Origin of the sequence: Lutibacter sp. B1, from assembly GCF_012524075.1 — a bacterium.
Taxonomy (GTDB): domain Bacteria; phylum Bacteroidota; class Bacteroidia; order Flavobacteriales; family Flavobacteriaceae; genus Lutibacter.
Window position 1 is genome coordinate 198,273 of the sequence record NZ_JAAZUI010000001.1, and the last position, 17,401, is coordinate 215,673.

The following is a 17,401-nucleotide window of genomic DNA, read 5'->3' on the forward strand; positions in this document are numbered from 1 at the left end:
TTGTATTTTTACACCTTAAAATAATTCAATATTCTTTTATGGGAAAAATTATTGCAATTGCTAATCAAAAAGGTGGAGTTGGTAAAACAACAACAACCGTAAATTTGGCTGCCGCTTTAGGTGTGTTAGAAAAAAAAGTGCTACTTATAGATGCTGATCCACAAGCCAATGCGTCATCTGGTTTAGGAATTGTAGTTGAAGAAGTTGAAAAAGGAACGTATCAATTATTAGAACATGCTATAACAGCACAAGAGGCTATAATACCAACAAATTCTCCTAATGTAGAAATTATACCTGCACATATTGATTTAGTGGCAATTGAAATTGAGCTGGTTGATAAAAACAAAAGAGAATATATGCTTAAAGAAGTTTTACAAGATATTAAAAATTCATATGATTATATTTTAATTGATTGTGCTCCTTCTTTAGGATTAATAACATTAAATGCTTTAGTTGCAGCAGATTCTGTAATAATTCCTATTCAATGTGAATATTTTGCTTTAGAAGGGTTAGGTAAATTATTAAATACAATAAAAAGTGTTCAAAAAATACACAATCCAAATTTAGATATTGAAGGTTTATTACTTACCATGTACGATTCTCGTTTACGCCTTTCTAATCAAGTTGTAGAAGAAGTTAAAAAACATTTTCAGAATATGGTATTTAAAACCATCATACAACGTAACGTTAGGTTAAGTGAGGCTCCAAGTTATGGTGAAAGTATTATAGCTTATGATGCAACAAGCAGAGGTGCCGTAAATTATATTAACTTAGCCAACGAAATATTAAAACAACACAATAAGGATGGCAAAAGCAACTAAAAAACAAGCTTTAGGAAGAGGATTATCTGCTTTATTGAAAGAAAGCAGTGAAGATATAACATCAGCAAATGATAAAAATGCAGATAAAGTTGTTGGAAATATTATTGAAATTGAATTAGATACAATTGAAGTAAACCCTTATCAACCAAGAACTTATTTTAATGAGGAGTCGCTACGCGAATTGGCAAGCTCTATAAAAGAGTTAGGTGTAATTCAGCCTATTACTGTTAGAAAATCAAAAGGAAATAAATTTCAATTAGTATCGGGTGAACGTAGATTCAGAGCTTCAAAATTAATAGGAAACAGCACTATTCCGGCCTATATTAGACTGGCAAACGACCAAGAAATGCTAGAAATGGCATTGGTAGAAAATATTCAGCGTAAAGATTTAGATCCTATAGAAGTTGCATTATCTTATCAAAGATTGATTGATGAAATTGACTTAACTCAAGAAGAAATGAGTTTGCGTGTTGGTAAAAAACGATCAACAATAAGTAATTATTTACGATTATTAAAATTGGATCCCATCATACAAACCGGTATGAGAGATGGATTTTTATCAATGGGTCACGGTAGAGCATTGATCAATATTGATAGTACTGAAGATCAATTAAAGATTTATGAAAAAATCATTCAGCAAAAATTATCGGTAAGACAAACTGAACAATTGGTCAAAAATCTAAAAGAAGGATTTCCTGTAAAGTCAACACCAACTCCTAAAAAAGTTGAGATTCCAAAATTTGTTAACAAAGAACTAAAATCAATTAGTGAATATTTTGGTCATAAAATTGAAGTTAAACTTTCTGGTAAAGACAAAGGAAAATTAATTATCCCATTTCATTCAGAAGAAGATTTCAATAGAATAAAAAAATTACTACAGTAGTGTTTAAAAAACCAGTTTATATATTCTTTATACTAATTTACTTAATTAACACTAATTGTTTCTCGCAAGAGACAGTTACTATAAAAGTAAAGGATACTGTAGTTGTAAATTCTAATGATTTTGATGCTTTATCACCGGCTAAAGCTGCATTTTATTCTGCTATATTACCGGGATTAGGACAAGCTTATAACAAAAAGTATTGGAAAATTCCGATTGTTTATGGGGCTTTAGGAACTGGAATTTATACTTACAGTAGAAATAACACCAATTACAACAGGGCCAGAAAGGCTTATAAATTAAGGATTAATGATAAACCTGATGAATTTGATGGTCTAAATGGAAATCCAAATTTATCAACAGACGCACTTGTAAGAGCTCAAAAATCATATAAAAAAGATAGAGATTTATCGTTGCTTGTAACAGTTGGTTTGTATATTTTACAAATAGTGGAAGCAAGTACAAATGCTCATTTGTTACAGCACAATGTAGATAATAATTTATCAATAAATCCTAAAATAATTAAAGACTCCTCAACCAACAAATCAATTGTTGGAGCATCAATAAATTTTAAATTTTAACAATGAAAATAGCTTTATTAGGTTATGGTAGAATGGGTAAAACAATTGAACAAATTGCTTTACAAAAAGGGCATGAGATAGTTTTAAAAGTTGATGAAAACACTAAAAATTACGATATAACTCTAGCTGATATTGCTATTGATTTTAGCATACCGTCTGCAGCATTTAACAATATTTCAAACTGTATCAACAATAATGTACCGGTAATAAGCGGAACAACAGGTTGGTTAAACAAATTTAATGATATTACAGCCCTTTGTAAACAAAAAAACGGTGCTTTTATTTATGCTTCAAACTTTAGTTTAGGAGTTAATATTTTTTTCGAATTAAATGAATATTTGGCTAAAATGATGAAAAATTTAAGTCAGTATAACATTTCAATGGAAGAAATTCATCATACAAAAAAATTAGATGTCCCAAGTGGTACAGCCATTACTTTAGCTGAAGGAATTATAAAACAAACATCGAAAGAAAGTTGGACTCTTGATGTAACAAATAAAGAAACTGAAATACCAATAGTAGCAAAACGTATTCCTGATGTACCGGGAACCCATTCAATAAAATATGAATCTGAAGTTGATGCTATTGATATTAAGCACACTGCGTATAGCAGAAATGGTTTTGCTTTAGGCGCAGTTATCGCTGCGGAATGGCTTTTAGGAAAAACCGGTATATTTACAATGAAAGACGTTTTAGGTCTAAAATAAAAACATATTATTATGACAATGATTCAATGGTTTATATTCTTTTTAATAATTCAGGTAATTCATTTTTTAGGCACCTGGAAATTATACATAAAAGCAGGTAGAAAAGCATGGGAGGCTATAGTTCCTGTTTATAATGCTATTGTTTTAATGAAAATAATTAACCGTCCAAAATGGTGGGTTATCTTATTATTTATTCCAATTATAAACTTGTTGATGTTTCCTGTAATTTGGATAGAAACCATTAGAAGTTTTGGGAAAAATTCGAGGTTAGATACAGTTTTGGTGGTACTAACCTTAGGTTTTTATATTTATGTTGTAAATTATGTTTATGATGTTACGTATGTTGAAGATAGAAGTTTAAAATCCAGATCTGAATTAGGTGAATGGATAAGTTCAATTGTTTTTGCTATTGTTGCAGCCACCTTGGTTCATACATACATCATGCAACCTTACACAATACCAACTTCATCATTAGAAAAATCGTTATTAATTGGTGATTTTTTATTCGTAAGTAAATTTCATTACGGCGCTAGAGTTCCTATGACTGTTGTTGCAGCTCCTATGGTTCACGACTCATTACCTCTAACAAAGTTAAGATCTTATCTAAAAAAACCACAACTACCTTATTTTAGAATTCCTGGCTTTGAAAAAATTAAACGAAATGAAATTGTGGTATTTAACTGGCCTGTAGATACTGTTCGCTTCTTTTTTGATAAATCTAACATTCATATTGATAAACCTATCGATAAAAAATCGAACTATGTAAAACGTTGCGTTGGTATTCCGGGAGATTCACTGGAAATTAAAGATGGCTATATTTATATCAATGGTAAACAAACTGTTTTACCAGACAGAGCTAAAACTCAATATTTGCATAAAGTTGTTACCAACGGACAATTAAGTGCTACTCTTTTAAACAGATATAATGTAACTGAAGGAAGTTTTTATGGCGATTATTATATGCTCAATTTAACCGATGAAAATGCAGCGAAGCTTAAAAATAATCCGTTAGTTAAAAGTATCACTAAACAAATAACACCTAGCGGAAATTATAATAAAGCCGTTTTCCCTCACAGTCCTTTATACCCTTGGTCTGGTGATAATTTTGGTCCAATTTATATACCTGAAGCAGGTAAAACTGTAGAATTGAATTCAAAATCTTTACCATTTTACAAAAGAATTATTGAAGTTTATGAAAACAATAATTTAACCGTAAATGGAAATGAAATATTTATCAACGGAAAATTAGCAACTACCTATACTTTTAAACAAGATTATTATTGGATGATGGGTGATAACCGCCATAATTCTGAAGATGCACGTTATTGGGGCTACGTACCATTTGACCATGTAGTTGGTAAGCCTGTATTTATTTGGTTTAGCTGGGATACTAACGGACAAGGTATTGCAAATAAAATTAGATGGGAACGTGTATTTACAACAGTACATGGCAGCGGAAAACCAGTATCTTATTTATATTATTTCTTAGGAGCTTTAGCTTTATGGTTTGTATATAGCTTTTTCAGAAAACGTAAAAAAGAAGAAGGATAATTAATAGTATGTCACCCTGAATTAATTTCAGGGTCTTATTCTGGTTTACTCATAAGCTCATAAGATTCTGAAACTAGTTCAGAATGATGAAGCTTTTAAATTAGTATTAAAAAATGGTTTTACTACAACCTACATATTTTTCGCCAATAATACAATATGTTGCAATAACCAAGTCTGATAAAATAGTTTTTGAAACCGAAGATAATTTTCAAAAGCAAACCTACAGAAACAGGTGCTATATTTATACTGCTGATGGCAAACATTTGTTAAATATTCCTATTCAACATAATAAAGGCATAAAACAAAAGACAAAAGATGTAAAAATTGATTATAAAGACAATTGGAATAAGCAACATTTAAAAACCTTAAAAACCGCTTATAGTTCCTCTCCTTTTTTTGAATTTTATATTGATGATTTATTGCCTGTTTTTGAGAAAAGATATACCTATTTGTTGGACTTAAATTTATTAACCCACCAAATTGTTATGGATGCTTTGCAAATTGAAGTACCTTTTATCAAAACCAAAGAATACATAACTGAAACACAAAATTTGGATCTACGATACCTGGCAATTGCTAAAAACAGCAAAAATTATAACTTAAATAGTTATATACAGGTATTTTATCAAAGCCATAACTTTCTACCAAACTTAAGTATTTTAGATTTATTATTTATGGAAGGTCCAAATGCATTGAATTATTTAGAAAGTCAACAAATAACATTTTAGCAGTGGAAATTCTAAGATTCATAGTTCACTACGGAATGCACTTTTTAGTTCCCGGTTTAATTGCTATAGTGTTTTTTAAAAATAATTGGAAAAAAGTATGGCTTATGTTAATTGCTACAATGCTTGTAGATGTAGATCACTTTATGGCAACTCCAATGTTTGATGCAAACCGATGTAGTATAAATAACCACCCATTACATTCATATTATGCCATTTTTGGTTATACAATTCTTTTAATCTTCCCAAAAACTAGAATTATAGCAATAGGTTTACTTTTTCACATGTTTACCGATTGTATAGATTGTTTATGGATAAAGTAATCATCTAAAAAAACACCAATACATATTTTGTAAATTATTAACTCAACTTTACAATTTTTTAATAAAAAAACAACCTTTTATAATTATAATTACCTAACTTTAACATCATTAACAATTTTTTGTTAAACACTACTACTTTCTAATTTAATCAAAAGTTTTTAAAACCCCGTTTTTAAAATACTGATATATGATTAAAAAATTATTTATCACTTTATTTTTATTGGGGATTGTTGTGATTGGTTTTAAGTATTTTTTATTTATTACTGAACATAACAACAAAGGAGAAATTCCTATTTCAAATCTAAAAAATGGCGATTTGGTTTTACGCTGTGGCCGTTCAACTGAAAGCTATGCTGTTTATTTAGCAGATAAAGATGCTGAGTTTTCTCATATAGGAATTATACAAATTGATAACAATATCCCTTATGTTATTCATGCAGTACCGCATAAACTTAAAACTATAAAAAAAGAAACACTCCAAGAGTTTCTAAAACCAGAAAATGCATCTAAATATGCTATTTACCGTACCACATTTAGCCAAACTATTTTAAATAAAGTTGTTAATGAAGCAAATCAATTCTATACAAAAAAACTCACATTTGATGATGATTTTGATTTAAAAACCAATAATAAATTGTATTGCACAGAGCTTATAGTAAAAGCATTTAAAAATGCTGGAGTAACACTAAACATTAAAACAAAAAACCTCAATTATATAGTTAATACTCACGCTATTATTTTCCCTTCAGAATTCACTAAAAAACCAATTTTTAACAAACTAAATATTAATTAAATAACAAAAGTCATGAAAAACAAACTTCTTTATTTGGACACAATGATTACTCCACAAATTATCACATTTATTTACTGGATTCTTTTATTATCAAGTATTGGTGCAGGCCTTTTTACTATGTTTGGTGGTTTTGGAGGATTCACATTCTCAAAATTTTTAACAGGTATTTTTACTATGGTTGCCGGTGCAGTTGCAGTAAGAATTTGGTGTGAGTTGCTAATTGTAATTTTCAAAATCCATGAAAATCTTAAAAAAATAGCAACTAACAAGGAGGAATAAAAAACTATTCAAAACAATAAATTTTAGTAAACAATCAAATATTATAAATCATGAAAAATTCAACAATTTACACAGTTCTTTTAACCTTAATTATTACAATAGGTTTATTTTCTTGCGGTTCAGGAAACTCTCCAAGTAGTACAGTTTTAAAAAGTTTTGATTTAATGAAAAGTAAAGATTATGAGAAAATAGCTGCTATGTATGTAAACGATAATGGAGAAAAATTATCAGAAGAAGAAGCTAAAAAAATAGAAGGTTTAATTGGTATGGGAGCTAAAGAGCATGAAAAAGAAGGTGGTATAGACAACGTTACCATTGATGAAGAAACTATAAGTGAAGATGGAAAAGAAGCTACAGTAGACTTCACAATACATTACAAAAATGGAGAAACTGACAAAGATGATGCAGATTTAATAAATGTTGACGGAAAATGGTATATGGTTCTCAATATGAATTAATTAAACTCAAAAAAATCCCGGAAGAAATTTTGGGATTTTTTGATTAAAAATATAGGATAGTAAATAAAAACAATATTATGAAATATAAAATTATCTTCTTTTCATTATTGTTCATTTTATGTTCAACGAAAAAAAATTTAGCCCAAGAGAATAAATCAATAAAAATTGAAAATATAGCTGAAGAAACTGTTTGGCCTTCTGTTTATAAAACATTCCAAGAACTAAAATTACCACGACCAATAATTGATAAACAAAGCGGAACAGGACAAACTAATTACTATAACTATACCAGTTTAATAATAAAAAACAGGCTTCGTTTTAAGTTTGAATATGGGTATGGAATATTAACAATTACACTTTTTGAAAGACAATATCAAACAGATAATGGATGGGCTGACAATCCTTTACCAATGTCCAAAAAAAAAGCTGAAAAAATTCTAAACCCCATCAAAAAAAGAATTGTTGAACTCACAAAGGATAAACCCTACATAGACACAAGCCAAATTACTCAAGCCAAACAAGAATCTGAAAAAGAAAAAGCAGGAATTTATGATAGCTTTGTTATTGTAAAAACAGATGATGATAAAATGGATTTACTTGCCATTCATGAAAATGGCAATATTATGGGATTTGATTTATCGGAAGACAAAAAAATGGTAAAATCACTCATTTTTAAAGAAAATGAAAATGCAGAAGCTGTGATAATGCTTTTTAATAATGAAGGATTCCCAAAAGGATTAGTTACTAATGAGTATGCTGTAAATATTAAACCTGCCGAAAATAATATAGTAGAACTTTCTATTTATGATTTAAATGGAAATTTTATCAGTACTGAACAGACAGAATTACAAGATTTAGAATCTTTTTCAATAACTATAGAACAGGAAAAAGAAGGAAAAGGACCCGGAACTTCATCAATAATTTTCGTAATCGATCTAAAAAATATGTCCAAGTATCTTGGCTATGCCTCAACTGCATTACAAACTGTTACATGTGTAGGCTTAATTGCCTCAGGAGCCGGAGTTCCTCTTGCTGCCGTTACTTGTGGCTCTGCCTTAGTTGATTTAACAGTTCAAGTATTACCCAAAGAAAACTTTCTATATGATGAATTGGAACTTTTATCGGAGGTGAGTGCACTTATACCTACCAAGAGTCCATTAGCATTTGTAAAACTTTTTGAAAATTTTGACCGAGGAAATAAATTATTGGTGGGTTTAAAAAGACTTACTTCAAGTTCCAGCGACCTTTTAGATAAATATTTTCCGGAAGATAAAGTTGTTATAGAAAATAATTCTGAAATTATTAGTGAATCAACTACACAAAACTCAAAACCAAAAAACAACAAACCTGCTATTATAAAAAAGGCTTGGGAAGAAGATGAAAATTCGTTGCCTGAAGAAGAAACCGGTTATCGAAATAATTTCTCTTTAGACAATACTTCTCCCGGTAAAACTATGGTATTATTAATTGATTTATTTAAAAATAATGAATTTGAAAAAGCCGCCAGTTTATATGTAGGGCCTGATGGAGAACAGTTTTCTGAAGATGATTTCAAAAAAATGGAAGGTTTGTTAGCTATGGCTTCTGAAAAACAAAAAAAGCAAGGAGAAAGTTTCAAAAAAGTAACTATTAATAAAGAAACTATTAGTGAAGATGGCAAAACTGCAATTGTTAATTCCACCATGGAAAACAGCAATAACGAAACAACTACACAAGATAATAAATTATTTAATATCGATGGTAAATGGTATGTTTCAATAAAATAATATCTTAACAAAAATCCCAGCTTATGATGGCTGGGATTTTTTAAATATTATCTTATCAACTTCTTATACTTGATACGTTTCGGCATTAAATCGCCACCTAAACGCTTTTTCTTATTTTCTTCATATTCAGAAAAGGAACCTTCAAAGAAATAGACTTGAGAATCACCCTCAAAAGCTAAAATATGTGTACATATTCTATCTAAAAACCAACGGTCGTGACTAATAACTACAGCACAACCTGCAAAGTTTTCCAAACCTTCTTCAAGTGCTCTCAATGTATTTACATCTAAATCGTTCGTAGGCTCATCTAATAATAATACATTTCCTTCTTCACGTAAAGTCATTGCTAAATGCAAACGGTTACGCTCACCTCCCGAAAGTGTATTCACTTTTTTGTTTTGATCACTTCCGGAGAAATTGAATCTACTTAAATATGCTCTAGAATTCACTTGCTTTCCTCCCATTAAAATCAGTTCCTGCTCATCAGCAAAATTTTGCCAAATGGTTTTTTCAGGATTAATATTAGAATGTGTTTGATCTACATAAGCAATTTTAGCGGTTTCACCAACTTTAAATTCACCTTTATCAGAAGTTTCTTCACCCATAATCATTCTGAAAATTGTAGTTTTACCGGCTCCATTTGGTCCAATAATTCCAACTATTCCGGCTTGTGGTAAGTTAAACTCCAAATTTTCATACAATAATTTATCTCCATAAGCCTTAGAAACACCTTTAGCTTCAATTACATTTGTTCCTAATCTTGGACCATTTGGAATATAAATCTCTAATTTTTCATCCAATTTATTTTGATCTTGACTCATTAACTTATCATAATTTGCCAAACGCGCTTTTGATTTTGCATGACGTCCTTTTGGAGCCATTCTAACCCATTCTAACTCACGCTCTAACGTTTTTTGGCGTTTCGAAGCGGTTTTTGATTCCAACGCCAATCGTTTCGATTTTTGATCTAACCACGATGAATAATTTCCTTTCCAAGGAATACCTTCACCTCTATCCAATTCCAAGATCCAACCCGCAACATTATCTAAAAAGTATCTATCGTGTGTAACTGCAATTACGGTTCCTTTGTATTGTTGTAAATGATTTTCTAACCAATGCACAGATTCTGCATCTAAATGGTTTGTTGGCTCATCTAACAATAAAACATCGGGTTCTTGTAATAACAATCTACACAATGCAACTCTTCTTCGTTCACCACCTGAAAGATTTTTAATTGGAGTATCACCATCAGGTGTTCTTAATGCATCCATGGCAATTTCTAACTTAGTGTCTAATTCCCACGCATTAGAAGCATCAATTTTATCTTGAAGTTCAGCTTGTTTAGCCATTAATTTATCCATTTTATCAGCATCAGAGTATACTTCTTCCAAACCAAACATATCGTTGATTTTATTGTACTCATCTAAAATGGCAACTGTTTCGGCAACACCTTCTTTTACAACATCTAAAACCGTTTTAGTATCATCTAATTGAGGTTCTTGCGATAAAAACCCAACAGAATATCCAGGAGCAAAAACAACATCTCCCTGATAATTTTTTTCAATTCCTGCTATGATTTTAAGCAACGTAGATTTACCGGAACCGTTTAAACCTAAAATCCCAATTTTAGCACCATAAAAGAAACTCAAATAAATATCTTTTAAAACAGGCTTATTTGCTCCTTGGTAAGTTTTACTTACACCGGACATAGAAAAGATAACTTTCTTATCGTCTGACATATTTTTTTATTTTTTATTGAATTGTGTGAGTATCTATTTTTTCACTTTGACTCCGTTCTGCGACCAAAATTACTTCTATCTTTTGACTTTTTACTAAACTCTACCTTTTAGGGCATTAAATACCCAAGCTATTGCGAAAAACCCTATTCCAACTGATGCGAAACCCCATCCGGCAATATCATCATATTTAAAAGCTCCTAATGCTATTAAAATAACTCCTTCTAAAATCATAATAAATGTTGCCCACGCTAATACTTTATTTTTATTCATTTTAAAAAAATATTTTAAATGTTAATTTCTAACTACTTACAATTAAAGCAGTTTGCAAATATCGTAAATTTATACCGAATTACATAAAAAACGCCCTCAATAAGAGAGCGTTTAATCCAAACGATATAAAAAAATCAGTTTTTAAAACTGAGCAATTTCAGTTGAGTTTTTCATGGCTGCAGTTGAAGTTTTTCCACTTGTAACCGAATTTTGAATGGCATCAAAATAAGTTGTACCAACAAAACTTTGGTGTTTTACAGCTTTAAAACCATCTTTTTGCAATGCAAATTCACGCTCTTGCAATTCAGAGTAACCTGCCATACCACGTTCTTTATAAGCTTTTGAAAGTTCGAACATACTTGTATTTAAAGCATGGAAACCTGCCAATGTTATAAATTGAAATTTGTATCCCATTGCTGCCAACTCTTCTCTAAAAGTCTCCATTTCTTTTACTGTTAATTTTGCGGCCCAGTTAAATGATGGAGAACAATTATACGCCAACATTTTTCCCGGAAATTTAGCATGAATTCCCTCTGCAAATTTTCGAGCTTGTTCTAAATCGGGATTTGAAGTTTCCATCCAAAGTAAATCGGCATACGGCGCATAAGACAAGCCTCTGTCTATACCTTGTTCAACTCCATTTTTCACATAAAAAAATCCTTCAGAACTACGTTCACCGGTAATAAATTTATGATCTCTGGAATCGATGTCACTTGTAATTAAATTTGCTGCGTCAGCATCTGTTCTTGCAACAATAAGCGTTGGTACACCCGCAACATCAGCCGCTAAACGTGCCGCAATTAACTTATTTACAGCCTCTTGTGTAGGCACTAAAACTTTACCTCCCAAATGTCCACATTTTTTTGCTGAAGATAATTGGTCTTCAAAATGAACACCTGCAGCTCCGGCTTCAATCATAGCTTTCATCAATTCAAACGCATTTAAATTTCCGCCAAAACCGGCTTCAGCATCAGCTACAATAGGCACTAAATAATCAATTTTTTTGTCTGAATTATTTACACATTGTATTTGATCTCTTCTAATAAGTGCATTATTAATTTTTTTAACTACAGAAGGAACACTATTTACAGGATATAAAGATTGGTCCGGGTACATTTCACCGGCTAAATTGGCATCGGCAGCAACTTGCCATCCACTTAAATAAATAGCTTCTAAACCTGCTTCAACTTCTTGCACCGCTTGATTGCCTGTTAAAGCTCCCAATCCGGCCACAAAATCCTGATTGTTTAATTTTTTCCATAAAATTTCTGCACCTCTACGCGCTATAGAATGTTCAATTTGATAAGAACCTTGCAATGTTACTACTTCTTCTGCAGTATAAGGCCGTTCAATTCCTTTCCAACGCGGGTTCGTTTCCCAATCAGTAATTAATTGTTGTATTCTTTCTTTAGTTTTCATAATTTTGGTGTGTATTTAATTTTTATGATTAATTATATGAATCACCCTTTAATTTAGCGGTTTTTGGGTGGTTTTTTTATATGTATTTATATGCTTTTAAGGTTAAAAATTCCTCAAATTCATCTGATATTACTAAGGAATTGAACAATTCGATTGCAGTACTGAATTTTCCGTTTTGATAGTACTCTTCACCAACTAATTCTTTAATTTTTTGAATTTCACTATCTAAAAAATCCATATAAAGCTGTAAGGTAAATTTTCGTCCATCTTCCATTAAAACATTACTGTGCAACCATTGCCACAATTGAGTTCTTGAAATTTCGGCAGTTGCAGCATCTTCCATTAAATTATATAAGGCAGCTGCACCATTACCCGATAACCACGATTCCATATATAAAATTCCTACATTTATATTTTTTCTGATTCCTTTCTCGGTAATGGTACCTTTAGGTTGTTCAATTAATTGTTCTTCGGTAATATTTAAATCGGTTCTTTTATTCTGGATTTGATTTTTTTCGGGCATATATGTATCAAAAACTTCCATGGCAACTGAAACCAATCCCGGATGCGCTACCCAAGTACCGTCGTGTCCATTTTTAGCTTCCCTAATTTTATCGACTGTAACTTTTTCAAAAGCTATTCTATTTGCTTCTTCATCGTTTTTTACAGGAATTTGAGCTGCCATACCACCAATTGCATGTACATTACGTTTATGACAACGTTGAATTACCCGTAACGAATACGCTTCCATAAAAGGCGAAGCCATAGTTACTTGATCTCTGTCCGGCACTATAAAATTTTGATGATTTCTAAACTTTTTGATGTAAGAGAAAATATAATCCCATCTGCCACAATTCAAACCTGCCATATGCTCTTTTAACTCATATATAATTTCATCTATTTGAAAACTTGCCGTAATAGTTTCAATTAAAACAGTAGCTTTTATAGTTCCTTGTTTAACATTTAAATAATTTTGAGCATATATAAAAACCTCATTCCACCAACGAGCTTCTAAATAGTGTTCTAATTTTGGTAAATAAAAATACGGACCGGAGTTATTTGCTTTCAATTGTTTTACATTATGAAAAAAGTACAGTCCAAAATCTACCAAAGAGCCCGACATTTCTCTACCGTTTACCATCATATTCTTTTCATTTAGGTGCAAACCTCTTGGCCTTACTAAAAGCGTGGCTGTTTCAGAATTTAATTTGTATTTTTTACCTGCTTCATTTGTAAAAGATATTGTTTTGTTAATTGCATCCATTAAATTTTTTTGCCCTTCCATCACATTTTTCCATGAAGGTGAATTGCTGTCTTCAAAATCGGCCATAAAAACTTTTGCTCCTGAGTTTAGCGCATTTATGATCATTTTTCGCTCAACCGGGCCGGTTATTTCTACTCTTCTATCCAACAAATCATCAGGCAATGGTGCTGCAACCCAATCTCCTTCTCTAATTGCTTTAGTTTCTCTTGGAAATTCAGGAAAATTACCTTTATCAAAATGCTCTTGTTGTTTTTCTCTTCTTGCTAACAATTCCAATCTTTCACTATTGAATTTTTCGTGTAATTGAACTAAAAAATCTAATGCTTCATTAGTTAATATTTCGCTGTAATAATTTTTAACTTGTTCTGCAAAAGACACTGTTTGAATTGTTGTTTCATTAAAATTTTTCATGACTTTTAAATTTTATGTAGACAAACATAGAATAAACTTTTTAAAAAAACAAGCGAACGTTCGCTAATTTATATATTTTCGTTTATTTTTATTATTTCGCTAAAAATTGTATCTTTGAATTATGAATATCGAAGAAGAATATATCAGATTAATCTTTGGATTGAAATTAAAGCAAATTAGGACAGAGAAAAATTTGTCGTTATTTGGCTTATCCAAACTTACAAACATCTCAAAATCATACCTTAACGAAATTGAAAAAGGAAAAAAATACCCAAAAACCGATAAAATTGCTTTGTTATCTCAGGTATTGGAAACTCCTTATGACAACTTGGTTTCATTAAAACTGGATAAAAATTTAGCGCCTTTAGGTGAAATATTGCAATCTAAAATATTAAAGGAAATTCCTCTAGATTTATTCGGAATACAAGAAGCAGATCTAATTGATATAATTTCTAACGCACCTGCTAAAGTAAATGCATTTATAAGCACACTTATTGAAATTGCAAAACACTACAACCTTTCACGTGAAAGTTTTTTCTTAGCTGCTTTACGTTCCTACCAAGAAGCTCATAATAATTATTTTGAAGATATTGAACAAAGTGTTGAAAAGTTTGCAAAAGCCTATCAAGTTAATTTAAACGAAAAAATAAAATCTGAAGATTTAGAAGAAATTTTAATTGAAGAATTTAACTACACCATTATAAACAATGGTTTATCTCAATACAAAAATTTAAAGGAGTTACGTTGTGTTTTTATACCAAAAACAAAAACACTTTTGTTGAGTGATACTATTGTTGAATCTCAAAAAACTTTTATTTATGCTAAAGAAATTGCTTATAACTATTTAAACTTAAAAGATAGGTTGTATACTTTTTCATGGATTAAGTTTGACAGCTTTGATCAAGTTTTAAATAATTTTATTGCTTCATATTTTGCCGGTGCTTTGATAATACCAAAACAAGCTATTGAAAATCAATTGAAATATTTTTTCAATCAAGAAAAATGGGATAGCAATTTATTTAATGAAATGATCACTCGTTTTACCGATTCTCCTGAGACGTATTACCAACGCTTAACCAATATATTACCTAAGGTTTTTCATTTTAAAAATTTATTTTTCTTACGATTTACCAATAAAGAAGGTACTAATAGTTATAAGCTTTCTAAAGAATTACATATCACTCAATTACAGCCTCCAACAGCAAATGAAACCCATGAACATTATTGTAGACGCTGGATTTCAATAGAAATTTTTGAAAGCATACATAAAAACGAAATCACTACAAAAGCACAGATATCTTATTACCCGGAGTTTGACACAAGCTATTTAGTTATTTCGAGTGCTACACCTGATCCTTTTAAAGAAAATTATAACAGAAGTATCAATATAGGTTTACTTATTTCCCCTCTTCTTACAAGCAAACTCAATTTTTTAAATGATACATCAATACTAACCAAAAATGTGGGAGTTACTTGTGAACATTGTCCTATAAAAGATTGTGATGTTAGAGTTTGTGAAGCAACTGAACTACAAAAAGTTGCCGAAAACGAAACTATTGCCAATACTGTTCAGCAAATAATAAATGATTATTCTTAAAATTGCATAGGAACTTCAATAAAAAGCAAATCGGTATTGCTTATAGAATTTAAAGAGACGCTCTCGGTTTTAAATAAACCAATAGCATCTCTTTTTGTTAGTAGCTCGTTATCAATACTAATTTCTCCATCAATTACCATCATATAAACTCCATGATTGATAGATTTTAGCGTATAAGTGAATTCTTTATTTTTTTCTAAATTGATTCTCGAAATTTGAGCATCTTGATGAATTTTTAACGAACCTTCCAATTCTTCATCAATAGAAGAAACAAGAACTTGTAATTTATTATTCCGCTTATCACTTTTAAATTTCTTTTGATCATACCTTGGCTCAACATCAACTTTATTTGGAATGATCCAAATTTGAAACAAATTGATTTTTTCTGTAGCTGAATTATTCATTTCTGAATGTTGCAAACCACTTCCGGCAGACATTACTTGCACTTCTACTGTTTCTATAGGAATCCATTTGTTACCCATAGAATCTCTGTGCTTTAATGATCCTTCTAATGGAATAGTAATAATTTCCATATTATCGTGTGGATGTGTGCCAAAACCCATACCTGCATCAATAAAATCATCGTTTAAAACCCGTAAGGCTCCAAAATTTATTTTTTCCGGATTGAAATAATTAGAAAAACTAAACGAATAATTTGCATTTAGCCAACCATAATTTGCCTTACCTCTATCTTCTGCTTTATGAACAATTTTATTCATTTCTCTTTTTTAAATATTATCTTATTTTATCTAAAAGCTTGTTTAAAATTTTAGCTTCATCTTCACTAATCGTATTCAATTGTTTATCAAAATCATCTAAATTGATTTTATTTAAAAGCTCCAATCCTTTTTCTGATATTTTTACATAAACCACTCTTCTGTCATTTTCACAACGAGTTCGTTCAATTAATTTTTTGTCACGTAACTTATCCATTAATCTTGTTGAGTTAGGCGATTTATGAATCATTCTTTCTTTAACTGTATTTACAGTAATTGCGGTACCTGCACCTCGTAAAATTCGTAAAATATTGTATTGCTGAACAGATATTTTGAATGGTTTTAAACGCTCATTTTCAATATTCTCCAGCCAATTGGCAGTATATTTAATATTGATAAATGCTTTTACCCTTTCATTTGGAAATTTTGAATTAATATCTTTAGCAATATCACCCATTACTACTATAATGCTTTACTTAAATCTGCAGTTAGTTGAACTAATTTTTCTTTCAATTCTTCATTTACAACCTCTCCATCTTTAAAATTATCATAAAAAGAAGGAAAAGCCAAACTTCCAATAATATTTGCTCCCAAGTATGGAAATCTGTCCAACGCAATATTTAAAAGTGTAGCTCCACCAAAACCACCCGGCGAAGCAGTTAATAATAACATTGGTTTTTCTCTCCAAACTTTATTTTCTATTCTAGAAAGCCAATCCAACGCATTTTTGAAAGCTACAGAATAAACACCATTGTGTTCAGCTAAACAGATTACAAAACCATCAGCTGTATCAAAAACTTCATTTAAATCCTCTGCTCCTTTCGGGTGCCCTTTTTCATTTTCAACATCAACAGAATACATTTCCATTTCAAAATCGTTTAAATCAACTTTCGTTAATTCAACATCTGGTAACAAACCTGCTGTATATTCAGCTAATTGCTTAGTAATTGAACTTTTACTATTGCTTCCTCCTAGTGTAACTATATTTTTTTTCATTTTTATAATTTAGTGTTTATGGTACAAATATAGTAAAATTAATTATATATTTACCTAGGTATTTATTTACAAGGTATATTTTAAAGATTATTTAACATTCATTTT

General features: G+C 30.4%; 19 protein-coding genes. 12 read left to right on the forward strand and 7 right to left on the reverse strand.

The features are described from left to right. Nucleotides 1-38: 38 nt before the first annotated feature. The 11 genes from HGB55_RS00860 to HGB55_RS00910 all read left to right on the forward strand — a co-directional run bounded on the left by HGB55_RS00860 (nt 39) and on the right by HGB55_RS00910 (nt 8,884). Nucleotides 39-821, forward strand: coding sequence for a ParA family protein (locus HGB55_RS00860; RefSeq protein ID WP_168813714.1), 783 nt, complete (start codon nt 39-41; stop codon nt 819-821). Continuing rightward, complete coding sequence (locus tag HGB55_RS00865) at nt 805-1,704, forward strand: ParB/RepB/Spo0J family partition protein (RefSeq protein WP_168813716.1); 900 nt, start codon at nt 805-807, stop codon at nt 1,702-1,704. The genes HGB55_RS00860 and HGB55_RS00865 overlap by 17 nt, the downstream gene beginning before the upstream one ends. Next, entirely contained in the window at nt 1,704-2,282 is a 579-nt protein-coding gene (locus HGB55_RS00870; RefSeq protein ID WP_211047312.1) for a DUF5683 domain-containing protein, read from the forward strand. The genes HGB55_RS00865 and HGB55_RS00870 overlap by 1 nt, the downstream gene beginning before the upstream one ends. 2 nt (nt 2,283-2,284) lie before the next feature. Continuing rightward, nucleotides 2,285-2,989: a 4-hydroxy-tetrahydrodipicolinate reductase gene (dapB, locus tag HGB55_RS00875; protein WP_168813718.1), complete on the forward strand. Its 705-nt coding sequence runs from the start codon at nt 2,285-2,287 to the stop codon at nt 2,987-2,989. A 12-nt stretch (nt 2,990-3,001) separates the two neighbouring features. Beyond that, nucleotides 3,002-4,540 carry a signal peptidase I gene (gene lepB / locus HGB55_RS00880; protein ID WP_168813719.1) on the forward strand — a complete coding sequence of 513 codons (1,539 nt, stop codon included), beginning with the start codon at nt 3,002-3,004 and terminating at the stop codon, nt 4,538-4,540. 113 nt (nt 4,541-4,653) lie between these two features. After that, nucleotides 4,654-5,268 (forward strand): WbqC family protein, encoded by a 615-nt coding sequence (locus HGB55_RS00885; protein ID WP_168813721.1) that lies wholly within the window; start codon nt 4,654-4,656, stop codon nt 5,266-5,268. A 2-nt stretch (nt 5,269-5,270) separates the two neighbouring features. Beyond that, entirely contained in the window at nt 5,271-5,588 is a 318-nt protein-coding gene (locus tag HGB55_RS00890) for a DUF6122 family protein (RefSeq protein WP_371807788.1), read from the forward strand. Nucleotides 5,589-5,775: 187 nt separating this feature from the next. Beyond that, nucleotides 5,776-6,381: a YiiX/YebB-like N1pC/P60 family cysteine hydrolase gene (locus tag HGB55_RS00895; protein WP_168813723.1), complete on the forward strand. Its 606-nt coding sequence runs from the start codon at nt 5,776-5,778 to the stop codon at nt 6,379-6,381. 12 nt (nt 6,382-6,393) lie between these two features. Beyond that, nucleotides 6,394-6,660, forward strand: coding sequence for a DUF4282 domain-containing protein (locus HGB55_RS00900; protein WP_168813725.1), 267 nt, complete (start codon nt 6,394-6,396; stop codon nt 6,658-6,660). A 50-nt stretch (nt 6,661-6,710) separates the two neighbouring features. Continuing rightward, on the forward strand, nt 6,711-7,118 hold the full coding sequence (locus HGB55_RS00905) for a DUF4878 domain-containing protein (RefSeq protein ID WP_168813727.1): 408 nt from the start codon (nt 6,711-6,713) through the stop codon (nt 7,116-7,118). 77 nt (nt 7,119-7,195) lie between these two features. Further along, complete coding sequence (locus HGB55_RS00910) at nt 7,196-8,884, forward strand: DUF4878 domain-containing protein (protein ID WP_168813729.1); 1,689 nt, start codon at nt 7,196-7,198, stop codon at nt 8,882-8,884. Nucleotides 8,885-8,931: 47 nt separating this feature from the next. On the opposite strand, the gene ettA is transcribed toward HGB55_RS00910, so the two are convergent. The 4 genes from ettA to aceB all read right to left on the reverse strand — a co-directional run bounded on the left by ettA (nt 8,932) and on the right by aceB (nt 13,987). Then, on the reverse strand, nt 8,932-10,623 hold the full coding sequence (gene ettA / locus HGB55_RS00915) for an energy-dependent translational throttle protein EttA (RefSeq protein WP_168813731.1): 1,692 nt from the start codon (nt 10,621-10,623) through the stop codon (nt 8,932-8,934). A 93-nt stretch (nt 10,624-10,716) separates the two neighbouring features. Beyond that, entirely contained in the window at nt 10,717-10,893 is a 177-nt protein-coding gene (locus HGB55_RS00920) for a CAL67264 family membrane protein (RefSeq protein WP_168813733.1), read from the reverse strand. Between the two features lie 141 nt (nt 10,894-11,034). Then, entirely contained in the window at nt 11,035-12,312 is a 1,278-nt protein-coding gene (gene aceA / locus HGB55_RS00925; protein ID WP_168813735.1) for an isocitrate lyase, read from the reverse strand. Between the two features lie 76 nt (nt 12,313-12,388). Further along, complete coding sequence (gene aceB, locus HGB55_RS00930; RefSeq protein ID WP_168813737.1) at nt 12,389-13,987, reverse strand: malate synthase A; 1,599 nt, start codon at nt 13,985-13,987, stop codon at nt 12,389-12,391. 127 nt (nt 13,988-14,114) lie between these two features. Between aceB and HGB55_RS00935 the strand changes: the two genes are divergently transcribed. Then, nucleotides 14,115-15,584, forward strand: coding sequence for a helix-turn-helix transcriptional regulator (locus HGB55_RS00935; RefSeq protein WP_168813981.1), 1,470 nt, complete (start codon nt 14,115-14,117; stop codon nt 15,582-15,584). Here the strand turns inward: HGB55_RS00935 and HGB55_RS00940 are convergent. From HGB55_RS00940 to HGB55_RS00950, 3 genes are read right to left on the reverse strand one after another with little or no spacing between them, the layout of a single operon-like run. After that, nucleotides 15,581-16,303, reverse strand: coding sequence for a pirin family protein (locus HGB55_RS00940; protein ID WP_168813739.1), 723 nt, complete (start codon nt 16,301-16,303; stop codon nt 15,581-15,583). The genes HGB55_RS00935 and HGB55_RS00940 overlap by 4 nt on opposite strands. A 16-nt stretch (nt 16,304-16,319) precedes the next feature. Continuing rightward, entirely contained in the window at nt 16,320-16,757 is a 438-nt protein-coding gene (locus tag HGB55_RS00945) for a MarR family winged helix-turn-helix transcriptional regulator (RefSeq protein ID WP_168813741.1), read from the reverse strand. Nucleotides 16,758-16,762: 5 nt separating this feature from the next. Continuing rightward, nucleotides 16,763-17,296, reverse strand: coding sequence for an NADPH-dependent FMN reductase (locus tag HGB55_RS00950; RefSeq protein ID WP_168813743.1), 534 nt, complete (start codon nt 17,294-17,296; stop codon nt 16,763-16,765). Between the last annotated feature and the right edge of the window lie 105 nt (nt 17,297-17,401).

Excerpts from the sequence above, each read along its gene's own strand:
- HGB55_RS00860 (WP_168813714.1), top strand. The coding sequence starts at position 39 with ATGGGAAAAATTATTGCAATTGCTAATCAAAAAGGTGGAGTTGGTAAA.
- HGB55_RS00865 (WP_168813716.1), top strand. The coding sequence starts at position 805 with ATGGCAAAAGCAACTAAAAAACAAGCTTTAGGAAGAGGATTATCTGCT.
- dapB (WP_168813718.1), top strand. The coding sequence starts at position 2,285 with ATGAAAATAGCTTTATTAGGTTATGGTAGAATGGGTAAAACAATTGAA.
- lepB (WP_168813719.1), top strand. The coding sequence starts at position 3,002 with ATGACAATGATTCAATGGTTTATATTCTTTTTAATAATTCAGGTAATT.
- HGB55_RS00885 (WP_168813721.1), top strand. The coding sequence starts at position 4,654 with ATGGTTTTACTACAACCTACATATTTTTCGCCAATAATACAATATGTT.
- HGB55_RS00895 (WP_168813723.1), top strand. The coding sequence starts at position 5,776 with ATGATTAAAAAATTATTTATCACTTTATTTTTATTGGGGATTGTTGTG.
- HGB55_RS00900 (WP_168813725.1), top strand. The coding sequence starts at position 6,394 with ATGAAAAACAAACTTCTTTATTTGGACACAATGATTACTCCACAAATT.
- HGB55_RS00905 (WP_168813727.1), top strand. The coding sequence starts at position 6,711 with ATGAAAAATTCAACAATTTACACAGTTCTTTTAACCTTAATTATTACA.
- HGB55_RS00910 (WP_168813729.1), top strand. The coding sequence starts at position 7,196 with ATGAAATATAAAATTATCTTCTTTTCATTATTGTTCATTTTATGTTCA.
- ettA (WP_168813731.1), bottom strand. The coding sequence starts at position 10,623 with ATGTCAGACGATAAGAAAGTTATCTTTTCTATGTCCGGTGTAAGTAAA.
- HGB55_RS00920 (WP_168813733.1), bottom strand. The coding sequence starts at position 10,893 with ATGAATAAAAATAAAGTATTAGCGTGGGCAACATTTATTATGATTTTA.
- aceA (WP_168813735.1), bottom strand. The coding sequence starts at position 12,312 with ATGAAAACTAAAGAAAGAATACAACAATTAATTACTGATTGGGAAACG.
- aceB (WP_168813737.1), bottom strand. The coding sequence starts at position 13,987 with ATGAAAAATTTTAATGAAACAACAATTCAAACAGTGTCTTTTGCAGAA.
- HGB55_RS00940 (WP_168813739.1), bottom strand. The coding sequence starts at position 16,303 with ATGAATAAAATTGTTCATAAAGCAGAAGATAGAGGTAAGGCAAATTAT.
- HGB55_RS00945 (WP_168813741.1), bottom strand. The coding sequence starts at position 16,757 with ATGGGTGATATTGCTAAAGATATTAATTCAAAATTTCCAAATGAAAGG.
- HGB55_RS00950 (WP_168813743.1), bottom strand. The coding sequence starts at position 17,296 with ATGAAAAAAAATATAGTTACACTAGGAGGAAGCAATAGTAAAAGTTCA.